The 15,289-nt window shown below is 68.0% G+C and carries 10 protein-coding genes; 4 read left to right on the top strand and 6 right to left on the bottom strand.

The features are described from left to right. Nucleotides 1-7: 7 nt before the first annotated feature. From BLV60_RS22675 to BLV60_RS22655, 4 genes are all read right to left on the bottom strand, one after another. On the bottom strand, nucleotides 8-1,828 hold the full coding sequence (locus BLV60_RS22675; RefSeq protein WP_093057544.1) for a peptidase domain-containing ABC transporter: 1,821 nt from the start codon (nucleotides 1,826-1,828) through the stop codon (nucleotides 8-10). A 357-nt stretch (nucleotides 1,829-2,185) separates the two neighbouring features. Next, nucleotides 2,186-5,302, bottom strand: coding sequence for a glutamate ligase domain-containing protein (locus BLV60_RS22665; RefSeq protein ID WP_093057542.1), 3,117 nt, complete (start codon nucleotides 5,300-5,302; stop codon nucleotides 2,186-2,188). Between the two features lie 111 nt (nucleotides 5,303-5,413). Then, nucleotides 5,414-5,917, bottom strand: a complete 504-nt coding sequence (gene pal, locus BLV60_RS22660; RefSeq protein WP_093057541.1) for a peptidoglycan-associated lipoprotein Pal — start codon at nucleotides 5,915-5,917, stop codon at nucleotides 5,414-5,416. Between the two features lie 97 nt (nucleotides 5,918-6,014). Beyond that, complete coding sequence (locus BLV60_RS22655; protein WP_256329461.1) at nucleotides 6,015-10,307, bottom strand: hypothetical protein; 4,293 nt, start codon at nucleotides 10,305-10,307, stop codon at nucleotides 6,015-6,017. A gap of 320 nt (nucleotides 10,308-10,627) precedes the next feature. On the opposite strand from BLV60_RS22655, the gene BLV60_RS22650 reads away from it, so the two are divergent. After that, nucleotides 10,628-11,062 (top strand): DUF1841 family protein, encoded by a 435-nt coding sequence (locus tag BLV60_RS22650; RefSeq protein ID WP_093057539.1) that lies wholly within the window; start codon nucleotides 10,628-10,630, stop codon nucleotides 11,060-11,062. Nucleotides 11,063-11,066: 4 nt separating this feature from the next. Here BLV60_RS22650 and BLV60_RS22645 read toward each other — a convergent pair whose 3' ends face one another. Further along, nucleotides 11,067-12,056, bottom strand: coding sequence for a LysR substrate-binding domain-containing protein (locus BLV60_RS22645; protein WP_093057538.1), 990 nt, complete (start codon nucleotides 12,054-12,056; stop codon nucleotides 11,067-11,069). 104 nt (nucleotides 12,057-12,160) lie between these two features. Between BLV60_RS22645 and pcaH the strand changes: the two genes are divergently transcribed. Continuing rightward, nucleotides 12,161-12,886, top strand: a complete 726-nt coding sequence (gene pcaH / locus BLV60_RS22640) for a protocatechuate 3,4-dioxygenase subunit beta (protein ID WP_093057537.1) — start codon at nucleotides 12,161-12,163, stop codon at nucleotides 12,884-12,886. Between the two features lie 17 nt (nucleotides 12,887-12,903). Beyond that, entirely contained in the window at nucleotides 12,904-13,512 is a 609-nt protein-coding gene (pcaG, locus tag BLV60_RS22635) for a protocatechuate 3,4-dioxygenase subunit alpha (protein ID WP_093057536.1), read from the top strand. A 66-nt stretch (nucleotides 13,513-13,578) separates the two neighbouring features. On the opposite strand, the gene BLV60_RS22630 is transcribed toward pcaG, so the two are convergent. Beyond that, nucleotides 13,579-14,271, bottom strand: coding sequence for a c-type cytochrome (locus BLV60_RS22630; RefSeq protein ID WP_093057535.1), 693 nt, complete (start codon nucleotides 14,269-14,271; stop codon nucleotides 13,579-13,581). 160 nt (nucleotides 14,272-14,431) lie between these two features. Here BLV60_RS22630 and BLV60_RS22625 point away from each other — a divergent pair, with 160 nt between their 5' ends. Further along, complete coding sequence (locus BLV60_RS22625) at nucleotides 14,432-15,286, top strand: AAA family ATPase (protein WP_093057534.1); 855 nt, start codon at nucleotides 14,432-14,434, stop codon at nucleotides 15,284-15,286. The last annotated feature ends 3 nt before the right edge of the window (nucleotides 15,287-15,289 follow it).

Here is a 15,289-nt window from a genome sequence, read left to right as displayed (position 1 = left end):
TCGCGCATCACGCCATCGAGCGGGAGGCCGTGGCCCCCGCTGCACCGTCTTCCGCATCGCCCAGCGCGACCAGCGGTTTCTTCACGCCGAACAGCTTAGGCACCATCAGCGCAGCCGTGCCCTGCTCCACATTGCCCAGCCCCGTGACGTGGTAGACCACGCTGGCGGCGGAGACGATGCGCAGCGAATGCGTGACCACCACCACGGTGCGCACCTTGGCCACCGCGAGCAGCGTGGCGAGCAGGTTGCGCTCGCTCTGGAAGTCGAGGTCGTTGCTGGGCTCGTCAAGCACCAGCACCGAGGGCTTGCGCAGAAAGCTCATGGCCAGCGCCAGCTTGCGCCGCTCGCCCACCGACACGCCGGTGCCGCCTTCGCCGACCATGGTGCGGTAGCCGTCGGGCAGCCGCGAGATGAAGTCGTGCGCGCCCGAGAGCTTGCAGGCCGCAACGATCTGCTCGTCGCTCTGGCCCGGGGCCGTGCGGCGCATCACGTCGATGAGCGAGCCGCCGAACCAGTAGACCTCCTGCGAGAGATAGCTGATCCAGTGCGACAGCTCTTCGCGGCCGAACTGCGAGAGGTCGTACTCGCCAATGCTGACGATGCCGCGCGTGGGCGTGTACAGGCCCGACAGCAGCTTCACCAGCGTGGACTTGCCCGCGCCGTTGCGCCCGACGATCACGTGCAGCCCGCCCGGGCCGATGTCGAGGTCGACGTTTTCCAGCACCGGCTGCTGCGCCGTTTCGGTGAAGCTGAAGCTCACGTCTTTCAGGGTGATGCGGCCCAGCGGCTGCGGCAGCGTCATGCCCGTGGGCGGCTTCTCGACCGGTTCGCGCAGAACGGTTTCGAGCCGCTTGGCGGCTTCCTTCGCGGTGGCCAGCGAGCGCCAGTTCGATACCAGCCCCGCCACCGGCTGCAGCGCCTTGAGCGCCAGCATGTTCGATGCGACGAGGCCGCCCACCGTCATCCACTGCTCCATCACCGAGACCGCGCCCACGGTCACCACGACGACGGAGAACACGGTGAGCAGCACGGTGGTGCCGTCGCGCGCGGTTTCGATCTGGCCGTTCTTGCTGAAGCTCTCGGTGAGCCATGAGTTGTAGGTCTTGCGCCACATCTCGATGGTCGGCGCGTCGTTGGCCTGGGCCTTGAGGGTTTCGCGCGCGTTGCAGATCTCGGCCGTGACGCGCTCAAGGCCACGGCCGCGCTGCACTTCCTCGACGCGGCCGGAGCGCACTTCGTCGGCCCACCACCACGCGAGGAAAGACATGATGGCCAGGAACAGCGCCACCACCGGCAACACCGGCAGCGCGACGATGCCGATGACGATGAGCGCGAAGATGGCCATCGGCAGGTCGAAGATCGATTGCGCGAGCCCGCCGGTGACGGTGCCGCGCACCGAGGCCACGTCGCGGAAGTACAGGTGCCACACAGAAGCAGGCCGTGCTTCGAGCGCGCGCAGCGGGCGGCCCAGCATCGAATTCAGCAGCGCGCCCGACACACCGTGGTCGATGATGGCGCCCGCATTGCGCAGCAGCCGCGAGCGGCGCGTGCGCAGCCAGAACTCGATGCACAGGAAAAACAGAATGCCGCTGACCAGTGCGGCAAGCGTCGAGGTACCGCTGCGCGAGAGCACGCGGTCATACACCTGCAGCAGGAAGATCGAGGGCAGCAGCCCGAACAGGCTGATGGGTAGCGAGCGCCATGCCGCGCTCTTCACCAGCGGGTAGGCCGCTCGGAATGCGGCGTTCAAGGCGCCCGCATAGGGACTGGCGCCAGGTTCGTCTGGCGTGTCGGCAACCAATTGACTGGGCAAGAGGAACTTGATCATGGGAAAGAGCCGATCCGTCGTGCAATGACGCCTGCGTCATTATCAACTGTTACCCGGCTGTTACAAGGCAAAAATTCACTCGCCGTGCACATCAACACGACAGCTTTCGCCTCCCATGAACCGGCTCCGGTTGCGCGGCGCTTCCCTTGACCGCGCAACCGGCCGGACTCCCTGCTTTGGCCTCCCTGTTTGATTGGGGCAAACCCTCTGCGAACACCAATGCGATGTTGGCGCACAGCAGCATGCAAAGCACCCATGCGCACAGCAGTTGCAGCCAGCCCAGCCACCAGCGGCGCAACGGCTGCCGACGCAGCGGCACCTCATGTTCGAAGGGCGAATTCGCAAGTACGTTCCATCTCATGGCAGTGCTTTCAAAACCCGGGCCAACCGGGACAGGCCGACGCCCGCTGAACTCTTCGCCAGCACCCAGTCGCCGGGCTGCAGCAGGCTGCCGAGCGCGGTCGACAGATCGGACACGTCGACGAACCAGTGCGAGCGCACCTTGGTGCGAATGCGCGTGTGCAGCGCCCGCATCAGCGGGCCGCACAGCAGCACGCGGTCGGGCTGGGAGGCCAGCAACTCGGCTTCGAGGTCGAGGTGGTGGCGTTGCGCGGCGGGGCCGAGCTCCTGCATGTCGCCGAGGATCGCCACGCGGCGCGACGGCTCGCAGGGCGCCTGCGACAGCAGCTCCAGCGCCGCGCGCATCGAGCTCGGGTTGGCGTCGTAGGTCTCGTCGATCAGCTTGAAGCTGCCGCCGCCGATGTGAATGGTGTGCAGCGCACCGCGTCCACCCGGCGGCTCGAAATGCGCGAAGGGCTCGACCGCGACCGCCAGCGGCAGGCGCATGGCCTGCAGGGCCGCGAGCGCGGCGATGGCGCTCGCGCCCATGTGGCGCCCCGGCGCATTGAGCCGCAGCTGAAAGGGCTCGCCCGCCACCAGCGCCTGCACTTCGCCATGGTCGAAGGCGAGCAGGCGCACGTCGGCGTCCTTGTGCTCGCCGCAGGTCACGATCTGCAATTGCTGCGCCATCGCCGCTTCGGCGAAGGTCGCGAACTCGGGCATGTCGCGGTTGAGCACCACGCTGTCGCCCGGGGCCATGGCCTGGAAGATCCGGCTGTCGAGCCGCGCTGCGGCCTCCGACGGGCCGCGGTGTTTCTGCGACGCGGCCGACAGCCCCGTCACCACCACCAGCGAAGGCCGCACCAGCTGCGCCGACGCCGGCATGTGCGAGGTGCCCATCTCCAGCACCCAGTAGGCCGCGTGCCGCGGCATGCAGGTCATGTTCCAGGCAATGCCCGATGGCAGGCTGACGTTGCCCTCGGGCTGGCCGACCTCGCCCCACACGGTGAGCGCGCCGGCCAGCATGGCGGCGACGGTGCCGCTTGCCGCGCCGTTCGTCGCGCCGCTGCCGAGCACGCCGCACACGCGGCCGGTGAACTCGGCGCGCGCATGGTCGCCCAGCTCCAGCACGGCCTGCAGCACGTTCGACACCTTGAGCACGGGCACGCGCTTGTCGAGGTGCGGCTTGGGGTCGGTGCACAGCACGGCTGCCGCCGGTTGCAGCACGCCCTTGAGCGTGACGGCCGCCAGCGGTGTCTTCGACGGCCGCGTCTGGTGGTCGAACACCACGCGGCCCTTGCGCATGAAAGAGCGCTGCGCCACGCCGGTGGCGCGCCAGCCGTCCTCGGGCTTGACGACCCATTCGCCGCCGGTCACGCGTGCCATCTCGCTCGCAGTCCAGACGGCGCCGTCGTCGCGCGCGCCGCCCACGCCGGTGCTGCCGCCGCCGCCAGTGCCGGCCGCTCCGGGCGAGGCGCGCCGCTCCACCAGGTAGCGGTGATAGGCGACGAAGCCCGACACGTACTGCTCGACGTCGTCGATGCGCACGCGGAACGAGTGATGGCGGATGAAGAACGAGCCGACGACGGTGGAAGGCCGCCGGAAGTACATCGCCATCTCGGGCCAGAAGAAACCGTTGAGCAGGTAGTGCGCGCGGTAGTCGAGCGCGCGGTAGAACTTCTCGACGTCGAGCTCGTCGAGCAGGTGCCGCATCGCGGGCATGCCCTCGAGCCGCTGGAGCATCTGCTGCGCGGCCAGCATGAGTTCGAGCAGCGTCGGGAAGGTGGTCTTCCGGTCGAGCACGAAGTCCAGATACCCCGCCACGTTCTGCAGGCCGAAGCGAAAGTACTTCTCCTGCGGGCTCCAGTGCGTGAGTTCGTACACGCAGCAGCTGAGCCAGTGGTCGTGCGCCTGCCAGTGCTGGCTGGAGATGAAATGATCGAACGCCTTCTCGACCACGGCCAGCCATTGCGGGTCGCGCGTGAGGGCATACAGGCGCATGAGGCCGTAGGCCGCTTCGCCGTCGTAGTAAATGATGCGCGAGGCCTGCTTGACCGTGAGGTCGGCCGCATGCAGCACGTGGTTGAAGCGGCCGGTGGCCGGGTCTTGCAGCGAGGCGATGCCGAGCGCGAGCTTTTCCAGCAGCGGCAGCCAGCGGCGCGTGTCCGTCAGCTCGCAGTACTTCACCAGTGCGAGCACGCAGGCCGCGTTGCCGCCGAGCTTGATCTCCCCGCCGGTGTCTACCAGGAACGCCACCGCGCGCCCGTCCAGCAGCGTGTAGTCGCGGATCAGCGAGCTCGTGAGATGGTCGAGCGAGCGGTCGATGGCCGCGCGCAGCGTTTCGTCGCGCGTGAGCTCCCACGCTTCGATCATTGCGTAGAGCGCGCTCGCATGGCGCATCGCGTCGTAGGTCGGAATGCGGCGGTCGAAGCACGGAAAGTAGCCGTACACGAAGAGGCCGTCGCTCTGCACCTGGCGCGCCAGGTACGACGAGCCGCTGCGCACGAGGTCGAGCACCGACTGCGGGTTGAGTGCCGGCAACTGCCGCCGGCCCGCGTCGAGCCCCGTGCCCACCAGCTTGTGCACCACGCCGTCGGGCTGGCAGAACACGCCCACCGTGGCGAGCAGGTAGACCGGCTGGTCCGAGGGCATGTCCAGCGGCGGCGAACTCTGGAAACGCGCCTGGCCGTAGACCTCGAAGTTGCGCGCGTTCACCACCGAATGCGGAATGGTCGAATCGCCGCACAGCATGGCGTTGGCGTTGAGCTCCTGCTCGGTGAAGGCCAGCGCGAAGTCTTTGTCGAAGGCCAGGCCGAGGCGGAAGTAGTTGCGCTTGACGGCGGTGAGCTGTGTCTTGAACTGGGCCCAGTCCATCGGGCTCGCGCCCTCGACCCAGTCGATGCGCAGCCACGGCGACACGATGCCGCGCTCGCGCACCCAGCGCTCGGCATGCTCGGCGCCTTCGCGCCAGGCGGTCTCGAAATCGGCGGCCCGCGCGTGCACGACGTGTGCGCGCTGCGAGCCATCGCTCACGGAGAAGAACAGCGTGAACGCCGGGTACGGGGCAGGCAGCGCCGCGCACACCGACACCAGGCGTTCGTGGCAGGCGTGGAGCTGGTCTGGGAAGGACATCATTCGGCTCCGGACGAATGCGGGAGACCGGCCGCGCCCGTCATCTGCTCTCGCTTTGATGACGTGTGCGTGGGCCGGAAACCGCCGTCGTCGAAGTCATCGCGGTGATCCGGTTCAGCGGTAGCTGAATTCGGCTCGGCGATTGAGCTGATAGCCCTCCTCGGTGGTTTCGAGCGACGCTGGTTTTTCCAGGCCCCAGCTGATGGCTTCGATGCGCTCGGCGGGTACGCCGAGCTGCGTGAGCGTGCGCTGTACCGAATCGGCACGGCGCTGGCCCAGCGCGAGGTTGTACTCGCGGCCGCCGCGCTGGTCGGTGTGGCCTTCGATCACGACCCGGCTCGCCGGCCGGTTGCGCAGGAAGCTCGCATGCGCCTCGACGATGTTGCGATCGCCCGGCCTGATGTTGTATTTGTCGAAGTCGAAGTAGACGATCTTCGGCACGCCGACCGGTCCGTTCTGCGGCGGCGGCGGCGGTGCCGGCTCCACCTTCGGCACCGCGGTGGCGGCCTTGTTCGAGTAGTAGTACGTTGCATCGTCGCGGCCCGCTTTCGGGGCCGCGCAACCCACGAGGGCTGCGCCGAGGGCGACGATGGTCAGTGTGCGGAAATTCTTTTTCATATCGGTCCTTTCGAGGGACAGGCCGGTGGTGGCCTGTCCCTGGTGCTGCAGCAGCTACTAGCTCCCTCGCCCCTCTTCCTTCTTTGTCTTTTAGTGATCAGCCCAGCAGACCGTGAAGGATGTTCGTCACGGGCGACGCGGCGTGCTCGACCAGGCTGGTGATCGGGGTCACGACATCGGTCACCAGCGGGGTGACTGCATGTTCGACACCGTTCACCACGCTGCTGACAGCGTCTGCCACCGGAGCGGTCGCCGTCGTGGCACCGGCCAGGATGTCGGTCACCGGAGCCGTCACGTCGTGCACCGCGCTCGTCGCGTTCGAGACGATCGGGGCCACGGTGTCGGTCAGGCCGCTGGCGACCGAGGTCACCGGCTGCAGGATGTTGGCCACCGGGCTGTCGGCGCCGGTCAGGCCGCCGAGCAGGCCACCCACCAGACCGTCCTGACCCAGGAGGCTGCCGACGAGGCCGTCGTTGCCGAGCAGACCGCCTACCAGGCCATCGTTGCCGAGTACGCCGCCGAGCAGGCCACCGGCGTCGCCACCGGTCACGCCGCCAAGCAGGCCACCCACCAGACCGTCGTCGCCAAGGATGCCGCCGAGCAGGCCACCGGTGTCGCCACCGGTCACACCGCCGAGTACGCCGCCCAGCAGGCCGTCGTCACCGAGGATGCCGCCGAGCAGGCCACCGGTGTCGCCACCGGTCACGCCGCCGAGCACGCCGCCCAGCAGGCCGTCGTCACCGAGGATGCCGCCGAGCACGCCGCCGTCGCCACCGGTCACACCGCCGAGTACGCCACCCAGCAAGCCGTCGTCACCGAGGATGCCGCCGAGCAGGCCACCGTCGCCACCGGTCACACCGCCGAGTACGCCACCCAGCAGACCGTCGTCACCGAGGATGCCGCCGAGCAGGCCACCGTCGCCACCGGTCACGCCGCCGAGTACGCCACCCAGCAAGCCGTCGTCACCGAGGATGCCGCCGAGAAGACCGCCGTCGCCACCGGTCACGCCGCCGAGCACACCACCCAGCAAGCCGTCGTCGCCGAGGATGCCGCCGAGCAGGCCGCCGTCGCCGCCGGTAACACCGCCGAGCACGCCACCCAGCAGGCCGTCGTCACCCAGGACACCGCCAAGGAGGCCGCCGTCGCCGCCGAGCACACCGCCCAGCAGGCCATCGTCACCCAGGACACCGCCGAGCAGGCCACCGTCGCCGCCGAGCACGCCGCCCAGCAGGCCATCGTCACCCAGGACACCGCCAAGGAGGCCGCCGTCGCCGCCGAGTACGCCGCCCAGCAAGCCGTCGTCGCCCAGGACGCCACCGAGGAGACCGCCGTCGCCGCCGAGCACGCCGCCCAGCAGGCCGTCGTCACCCAGGACGCCGCCAAGGAGGCCGCCGTCGCCGCCGAGCAGGCCACCGTCGCCGCCGAGCACACCGCCCAGCAGGCCGTCATCACCCAGGACGCCGCCAAGGAGGCCGCCGTCACCGCCGAGGACGCCACCCAACAGGCCGTCGTCACCCAAGACGCCGCCGAGCAGGCCATCGCCCCCCAGCAGGTTGGCCACGCCGTCCGTCAGGTAGTCGACTTGAGCCGTGACACCGTTCAGCAGCGCGGCTGTCGTGTTCGCGCCGAGCAGTTGATCTGTCAGCGGGCTCAGCAGGCCGCTCACGCCGCCCGCAACCTGGCCAACGAGGCCGTCGACCGGGTCGAGCACGTTGGGGTCGTTCTCCGTGAAGCTGGTGCCGAGCACCGGGCCCAGCAGGCCGTCGACCGTGTCGGTCAGGCCGTCCGCGACGCCGACAACCGGCCCGAGTACGTTGCCCAGGCCGAGCCCGCCCAGCAGGCCGGTGTTCAGGCCGTCGGCCAGGTTGCCGAGCACGCCGTCGGCCGGGTCGAGCAGCGCCGCGCCGGTGCCCGGGGTGCCGCCACCGCCGATGCCACCCAGCACATCGCCGAGCAGACCGCCAAGCAGGCCGTCATCACCCAGCAGGCCACCGACCGGACCGTCTTCGCCAAGCAGGCCGCCGACCAGGCCATCCGGCCCGAGCAGGCCGCCAGCGAGGCCGTCGCCGCCGAGCACGCCGCCCAGCAGGCCATCGTCGCCCAGCAGACCACCCACCAGACCGTCGTCACCGAGCAGGCCGCCCACGATGCCGTCGCCGCCCAGCAGGCCGCCGACCAGACCGTCATCGCCCAGCACGCCGCCCAGAAGGCCATCGCCACCGAGCAGGCCACCCACCAGACCATCGTCGCCCAGCACGCCGCCGAGCAGGCCGTCGTCGCCGAGCACACCGCCCAGCAGGCCGTCGCCGCCCAGCACGCCGCCCAGGAGTCCATCGCCGCCGAGCAGACCGCCGACGAGGCCATCGTCACCCAGCAAGCCGCCGACCAGACCGTCGTCAGCGAGCAGGCCGTCGAGCGCGCCGCCCAGGAGACCGCCTTCGCCACCGAGCAGGCCGCCCAGCGGGCTGTCGGAGATGAGGCCGGAGATCGCGCCGTCCTGGCCGAGCAGGCTGTCGACCAGGCCACCGTGGCCCAGCAGCTCGCCGGTGAGGCCGCTGCTGCCCAACAGACCCGAGAGGGCGCCGTCGCCGCCGAGCAGACCGCCCACGAGGCCGTCGTCGCCCAGAACACCGCCCAGTGCGCTGCCGTCGCCGAGCAGGCCACCCAGCAGGCCCTCGTCACCCAGCAGGCCGCCGGTCAGGCTGCCCACCGCGCCGTCGCCGAGCAGGCCGCCCACGAGACCGTCGCTGCCCAGCACATTGCCGAGCAGGCCACCCACGGCGCCGTCTTCGCCCAGCAGGCCGCCGACAAGGCCGTCTTCACCGAGCAGGCCACCGACAAGGCCATCTTCAGCCAGCAGGCCTGACACCAGGCTGCCGTCGCCGAGCACGTTGCCGAGCACGCCGCCCAGGAGGCCGTCGTCGCCCACCAGCTGGTCGGTGAGGCCGCCGAGGCCGAGGGCGTCGGTCAGGCCGCTGATGATGCCGTGGTCACCGATCAGGTTGGTCAGGCCGTTGTCCAGCGCGTCGGTCAGGTAGTCGACCTGGCCCAGCACCGTGCCGAGGATGGCGGTCGTGGCGCCCTCGCCCAGCAGGTTGTCGAGCGTCGGGCTCAGGGAGTCGCCCAGCAGGCCGGTCACGCTGCCGACGGTGTTGTCGATAGGGTCGAACTGGTTGGGATCGTTCGGCGTGAACTCGCTGCCGAGCACCGGAGCCAGCACGTCGTCGAGCGTGTCGGTCAGGCCGTCGACCACGTTGTTGACCGGCGTGAGCGAGTCGCCAAGGCCGAGCGCATTGCCGAGGCTGTCGGTGACGTGACCGACGGCGCCATCGCCTGGATCGAGGAGGTGGTCTGCGTCTGCGTCTGCGTCTGCGTCTGCGTCGGCGTCGGCGTCTGCGTCGGCATCGGCATCGGCATCGGCATCGGCATCGGCATCGGCATCGGCATCGGCATCAGCGTCGGCGTCGGCATCGGCATCAGCGTCGGCGTCGGCGTCGGCGTCGGCGTCAGCGTCAGCGTCAGCGTCGGCATCGGCATCGGCATCGGCATCGGCATCTGCATCTGCATCTGCATCTGCGTCTGCGTCGGCATCTGCATCTGCGTCGGCATCTGCGTCTGCATCTGCGTCTGCATCGGCATCGGCATCGGCATCAGCATCAGCATCAGCATCAGCATCGGCATCGGCATCCGCATCACCGTCCGCATCCGCGTCGGCGTCGGCATCTGCATCCGAGTCGGCATCCGCGTCGGAGTCGCCCGGCGTGGTGGGCGTGGTCGGATTGCCCGAGCCGACGAGCAGCGGAACAACGCTGTCGCTGCCGCCGCCACCACCGCTGAGGGCGGCGCCAAGCGCTGCGGCGCCCAGGGCGCCGAGAGCGAATTCACCCAGCCCGATGCCGCTGCCGGCAGCGAGCTTCTTGGTCACGGCCAGGGCCGCGGCATCTGCGTCGCTGTCCGGCGGGGTCACTTGCAGGTCGCCCGAGGCGACATCCACATTCACTTGTTCGAGGCCGCCCGGCAGCTTGGTCGAGCCGATGGTGGCGTCGGTGCCGCCGGTGAACACACCGGCCAGCGGGGCCTTGTTGGTGGCCGATCCGGGGAAGAGAACATTGGCGTGGCCGTCCTGCGGAACGATCACGCGGTCGCCGGCCATCAGAGTCTGATTGCCATCGACGGGAATGCTGACACCGTCGCGCATCACTGCGACACCCGGCGTGGCATTCGATAATGTGCCGATGCTGGACGGGCCAGCAGCTGCGGCGGGCGCCGCCGAACCCAGCGAGGCAGGAGCGCCCAGCGGAGTGACGGTGGCCTGGGCAATGACCACAGGAGCGACGCCAGCGGCGGCAAGTCCTTCGGTCGAATTGGTCGATGCTTGTTGAGCGGTCATGGCAGCCTCTGTGACAAAAGATGCCTACTAAGGGGCAACTAGCGTGCCGCTTTTTTCGCGCCCCATGCCAAAGCGGTCCATGGCAATGCAACCTGTTGATTTGTATGGAGATTTTTCTTTAAGCGGGGGTTTCCACCAGGGTATGGAAACAGCTCGTAAGAAGGTCATTTGGCGATTCGTTACGTAACGATGTAACGCCCTGTACCCGGAACATCCGACACATCCCAAGCTCCCGAAGCCGCCTGCGAAACGGCTCGCACACACGGCCCCCACACACGGCTCCCATCCCTCTTTTTCTTCTGCTCTATCTATCTATATATATGTTCAACCCCTCCCAGGAAGACGTGCGCCGCTTCTTCTGCGACGTGTACGCCAAGCACCGGCAGGGCCTGCCGATGGAAGCGCTAGAGACCATCGCGGCCGGCTGGATCGACGAGCACCCCGAGTACCACGAGGACCTCGTCGATGCCGACGCGGCGGTGGCGCGTGTCTACGACGGATCGAACGGGCGCGAGAACCCGTTCCTTCATCTGTCGATGCATCTGTCGATCAGCGAGCAGTGCTCCATCGACCAGCCGCGCGGCATTCGCCAGGCCGTCGAGCTGCTGGCAGCGCGCCGCGGCTCGCTGCTGCATGCGCATCACGAGGCGATGGACTGCCTGGGCCAGATGATGTGGGAGAGCCAGCGCGCGGGCAGGCCGCCGGATGGCGAGGGCTACGTGGCCTGCGTACAGCGCAGGGCCACGAAAGACTAGTCAGTTAGCCGCGGGACGTTTTCCTGGGCCGCTGCGGCACCGCGCCCTGCTGCTTCGCAGCCTCGCGCAGCAGCGTTGCCATGGCGCCGCGCAGCGCCGAAGGCTCGGCATCGCTGCGCTGCAGCAGCCCGACCGGCTCTTCGGTGCCAGCCGTCTCGATGCGCAACCGCACGAGGCGACCGTCCGCCAGCTCGCCGCGCGCGGCGCCCAGCGGCGTGATCCACACCGCATCGGACACCGCCACCAGCGCGCGCGCCACCGCCACGTCGAGCGTCTGCAATGCGTTAGCCGGCAACACGAGGCCGCGCGCTGACAGGAAGCTCTCGGTGTTGTGGCGCGGGATCGTGCCCTCGCCGTACACCACCAGCGGATAAGCCAGCACCGCCTGCACCGACGCCGCCTTCAGCGCCAGCGGATGGCCCGCGCGCACGGCGAACACCAGCGGCTCGGTGTACAGCAGCTCGAAGCTCAGGCCGCCCATCAAGCGCGGATCGCTCATGCGGCCGACCACCAGGTCGAGCTCGCCGGCGCGCAGCTCGTCGAGCAGCGTGGGGTTGGCGGCGCTCTTCACCACGATCTGCACCGAGGGCCGGCTGTCGCGCAGCCGTGCGAGCGCCATCGGCAGCAGGGCCGGCGCCACGCTCGGCAGCGCGCCGATGCGCAAGCGCTCGACGCGCCCGCCTGCCGCCGGCGCCACGGCCTGCGCGCTGGCATCGAGCGCTTCGAGCACGCGCAGCGCATGCGCGAGCAGTTGCTCGCCGGCGGCCGTGAGACCCTGCACGCCGCGCCGGCCGGCCTTGCTGCGCTCGACCAGCCGCGTGCCGACGATGGACTCCAGCTCGGAGAGCGTCTTCGACACGGCCGGCTGGCTCAGCGCCAGCCGTTCGGCCGCGCGCGCGAGGTGGCGCTCCTGCGCTACGGCAACGAGGCAGCGCAGGTGCCGCAACTGCACATTGCGCACGAAGTCCTGGCGAAGATCGGCGGAGTCTTTCAATGCCTTCTGGTTATTGAGAACGGAGCAATCTTCAATTTACATCATCGGATGCCGCTTCTAAAGTGGCGGCTTCCGGATTCGTCCCACGACAGGAGACAACGTACATGTTGACCAAGACCAAGGGCCCCTCGCCCATCCTCACCCCGCGCGACTGGGAAGCCCACCCCAGTTATGTCTACCCCGGCTACAAGTCGACCGTGAAGCGCGGCCCGCAGAAGCCGCTGATTCCGCTGAAGGCCTCGCTCGGCGAACTGCAGCAGCCGGTGTACGGCCACGACAGCATCGGCGAGTTCGACAACGACCTCACGCGCAACGCGCGCCGCAACGGCGAACCGCTGGGCGAACGCATGATCCTCACCGGCCAGGTGCTCGACGAGCGCCGCCGCCCGGTGGCCAACACGCTGGTCGAGTTGTGGCAGGCCAATGCCGCCGGCCGCTACGTGCACAAGGTCGACCAGCACGACGCGCCGCTGGATCCGAACTTCCTGGGCGCGGGCCGCTGCCTGACCGACAGCGAAGGCCGCTACCGCTTTCTCACCATCAAGCCCGGCGCCTACCCCTGGGGCAATCACCCGAACGCATGGCGCCCGCAGCACATCCACCTGTCGCTGTTCGGCCAGAGCTTCGCGAGCCGCCTGGTCACGCAGATGTACTTCCCCGGCGACCCGCTGATGCAGTACGACCCGATGATCACCGGCACGCCCGAGCGCTACCGCAACCGTCTCATCGCCGATTTCAGCCTCGACATCACCGAAGAGGGCTACGCACTGGGCTACCAGTTCGACATCGTGCTGCGCGGCGCAGACGAAACGCCTTTCGAGAACCGCTGAGCCAGGAGACACACACCATGTTGATGACCGCACAGGAAGCCGACTTCGGCCAGACCCCCTCGCAAACCGTGGGCCCCTACTTCGCCTACGGCCTCACCGCCACGCAGTACGGCTACGACTTCGACCAGCCCTTCGACGCCGTGCTGGCGCTCGACAAGGCCACAGGCCAGCGCATCCGCCTCGAAGGCCGGGTGATCGACGGCGACGGCAACCCGATCAACGACGCGCTGGTCGAGATCAGCCAGCCCGACGGCGAAGGCCGCTACCCGCAGACGCCCGACGAGGCGCGCGCCATGGGCTTTCGCGCCTTCGGCCGCGTCGGCACAGGCACTGGTGAAGGCAACCGCTTCGTGTTCCACACCGTGAAGCCCGGCGCCGAATCGCCCGGCGAAGCACCGCACATCAACGTGATCGTGCTGATGCGCGGCCTGCTGCTGCATGCGTTCACGCGCGTGTACTTCAGCGACGAAGCCGAAGCCAACGCGAAAGACGCAGTGCTGCAGAGCGTGCCGGCCGATCGCCGCCACACGCTGATCGCCGAGCGCGTGGAGCAAGGCGGCGCAGTGACGTATCGCTTCGACATCCGCATGCAGGGCACTGACGAGACTGCCTTCTTCGACGTCTGATCTCAGGGAAATCCCGGACGCAAAAAAGCCCGCTCGCAGCGGGCTTTTTTGTTATGAGCGAAGCGCTTATTCGGCGCCGTGGTGAATGCGCGATTCGGGCACCGTCTTCAGTTCGCCGGGCAACGAGCTGATGTAGCTGGCCAGCGTCTTGAGCTCGGCGTTGGTGAACTTCTTGTCTTCGACCTGCTGGCCCATCACCGCATTCGAGCGGCCGAGGTGCGGGTTGTTCTTCACGCGGTACGACTTGAGCGCGACGAACAGATAGTCGGCATGCTGGCCGGCCAGCTTGGGCACGGTGCCGTCGTTCGGCGTGTTGAAGTTGGCGCCGTGGCACTTGGTGCAGTTGTTGTCGGCGTTGCGGGTGATGAGCGCCTCGACATTCGAGGGCGTGGCCTTGGCCAGCGTGGCCGGCGGTGCACTGCCGTCCTTCAGGCCCAACTGGCTGTAGTAGGCAGCGAGGTCGGCGATGTCCTGGTCGGTGAGCGTGTCGGCAATGGCACGCATGGTGGGATGCTTGCGGTCGCCGCCCTTGTACGCGGTGAGCGCGGCCGTGATGTACGTGGCGCTCTGGCCGGCGATCATCGGCACCTTGTGGATCTCCGGGAAGCTGGCCTGATAGCCAATGATGCCGTGGCAGCCCACGCACATCGCAACCTTCTTTGCTCCGTCCTGGGCCTTGCCAGTGACTTGCTGGGCTTCAGCCGAGACCGTCACGCAAGCGACAGCAAGGGCAAACATCGTGGTCAACAACTTGTTCATTTTGCGCGCACAATCTCGTGGAGAGTACAGTTTTTCGAATCAACATTCGATTATATGCAGGGGTCCCCTGGAACCCTGTGCAGGCCAACCCTGAGGCTGCACAACGCGTGTCGAGTGTGTTCTTTTCTCCACCCCAGCCTCCGTCTCACTCATCTCACTCATGAAATTCCAGGGCTCAGACAATTACGTCGCCACGCAGGACCTGATGCTCGCGGTCAATGCGGCCATCACTCTCAAGCGCCCGCTGCTCGTCAAGGGCGAGCCCGGCACGGGCAAGACCATGCTGGCCGAGGAAGTGGCCCAGTCGCTCGGCCTGCCGCTGCTGCAGTGGCACATCAAGTCGACCACCAAGGCGCAGCAGGGCCTGTATGAATACGACGCCGTGAGCCGCCTGCGCGACTCGCAACTGAAGGACGTCGACGGCGGCGAGCGCGTCAAGGACATCCAGAACTACATCATCAAGGGCGTGCTCTGGCAGGCCTTCACGGCCGACCAGCCGGTGGCATTGCTCATCGACGAGATCGACAAGGCCGACATCGAATTCCCGAACGACCTGCTGCGCGAAATCGACCGCATGGAGTTCTACTGCTACGAGACGCGCGAACTCATCCGCGCCAAGCACCGCCCCGTGGTGTTCATCACCTCGAACAACGAGAAGGAACTGCCCGACGCCTTCCTGCGCCGCTGCTTCTTCCACTACATCAAGTTCCCCGATGCCGAGACGATGAAGCACATCGTCGCCGTGCACTTCCCTGGCCTGAAGCAAGAGCTGCTCACGGCCGCGATGAAGACCTTCTACGACGTGCGCAACCTGCCCGGCCTGAAGAAGAAGCCCTCGACCTCCGAGCTGCTCGACTGGCTCAAGCTGCTGGTGGCCGAAGACATTCCGCTCGAAGCGCTGCAGAGCAAGGACGACAAGGTCGCCGTGCCGCCGCTGGTGGGCGCGCTGCTCAAAAACGAGCAGGACGTGACGCTGTTCGAGAAGCTCGTCTTCATGCAACGCAACAACCGCTGAGTC

The organism is Variovorax sp. YR634 (genome assembly GCF_900106655.1).
In the GTDB taxonomy this organism is placed as follows: Bacteria; Pseudomonadota; Gammaproteobacteria; order Burkholderiales; family Burkholderiaceae_C; genus Variovorax.
Note: the sequence above shows the minus strand (reverse complement) of the source record. Positions and strands in the feature narration are given on the sequence as shown.

What these genes read in the sequence shown, in the direction of transcription:
- BLV60_RS22665 (WP_093057542.1), bottom strand. Translation starts at nt 5,302, where the DNA reads ATGATGTCCTTCCCAGACCAGCTCCACGCCTGCCACGAACGCCTGGTG.
- BLV60_RS22630 (WP_093057535.1), bottom strand. Translation starts at nt 14,271, where the DNA reads ATGAACAAGTTGTTGACCACGATGTTTGCCCTTGCTGTCGCTTGCGTG.
- BLV60_RS22625 (WP_093057534.1), top strand. Translation starts at nt 14,432, where the DNA reads ATGAAATTCCAGGGCTCAGACAATTACGTCGCCACGCAGGACCTGATG.
- BLV60_RS22655 (WP_256329461.1), bottom strand. Translation starts at nt 10,307, where the DNA reads ATGACCGCTCAACAAGCATCGACCAATTCGACCGAAGGACTTGCCGCC.
- pcaH (WP_093057537.1), top strand. Translation starts at nt 12,161, where the DNA reads ATGTTGACCAAGACCAAGGGCCCCTCGCCCATCCTCACCCCGCGCGAC.
- pal (WP_093057541.1), bottom strand. Translation starts at nt 5,917, where the DNA reads ATGAAAAAGAATTTCCGCACACTGACCATCGTCGCCCTCGGCGCAGCC.
- BLV60_RS22675 (WP_093057544.1), bottom strand. Translation starts at nt 1,828, where the DNA reads ATGATCAAGTTCCTCTTGCCCAGTCAATTGGTTGCCGACACGCCAGAC.
- BLV60_RS22650 (WP_093057539.1), top strand. Translation starts at nt 10,628, where the DNA reads ATGTTCAACCCCTCCCAGGAAGACGTGCGCCGCTTCTTCTGCGACGTG.
- pcaG (WP_093057536.1), top strand. Translation starts at nt 12,904, where the DNA reads ATGTTGATGACCGCACAGGAAGCCGACTTCGGCCAGACCCCCTCGCAA.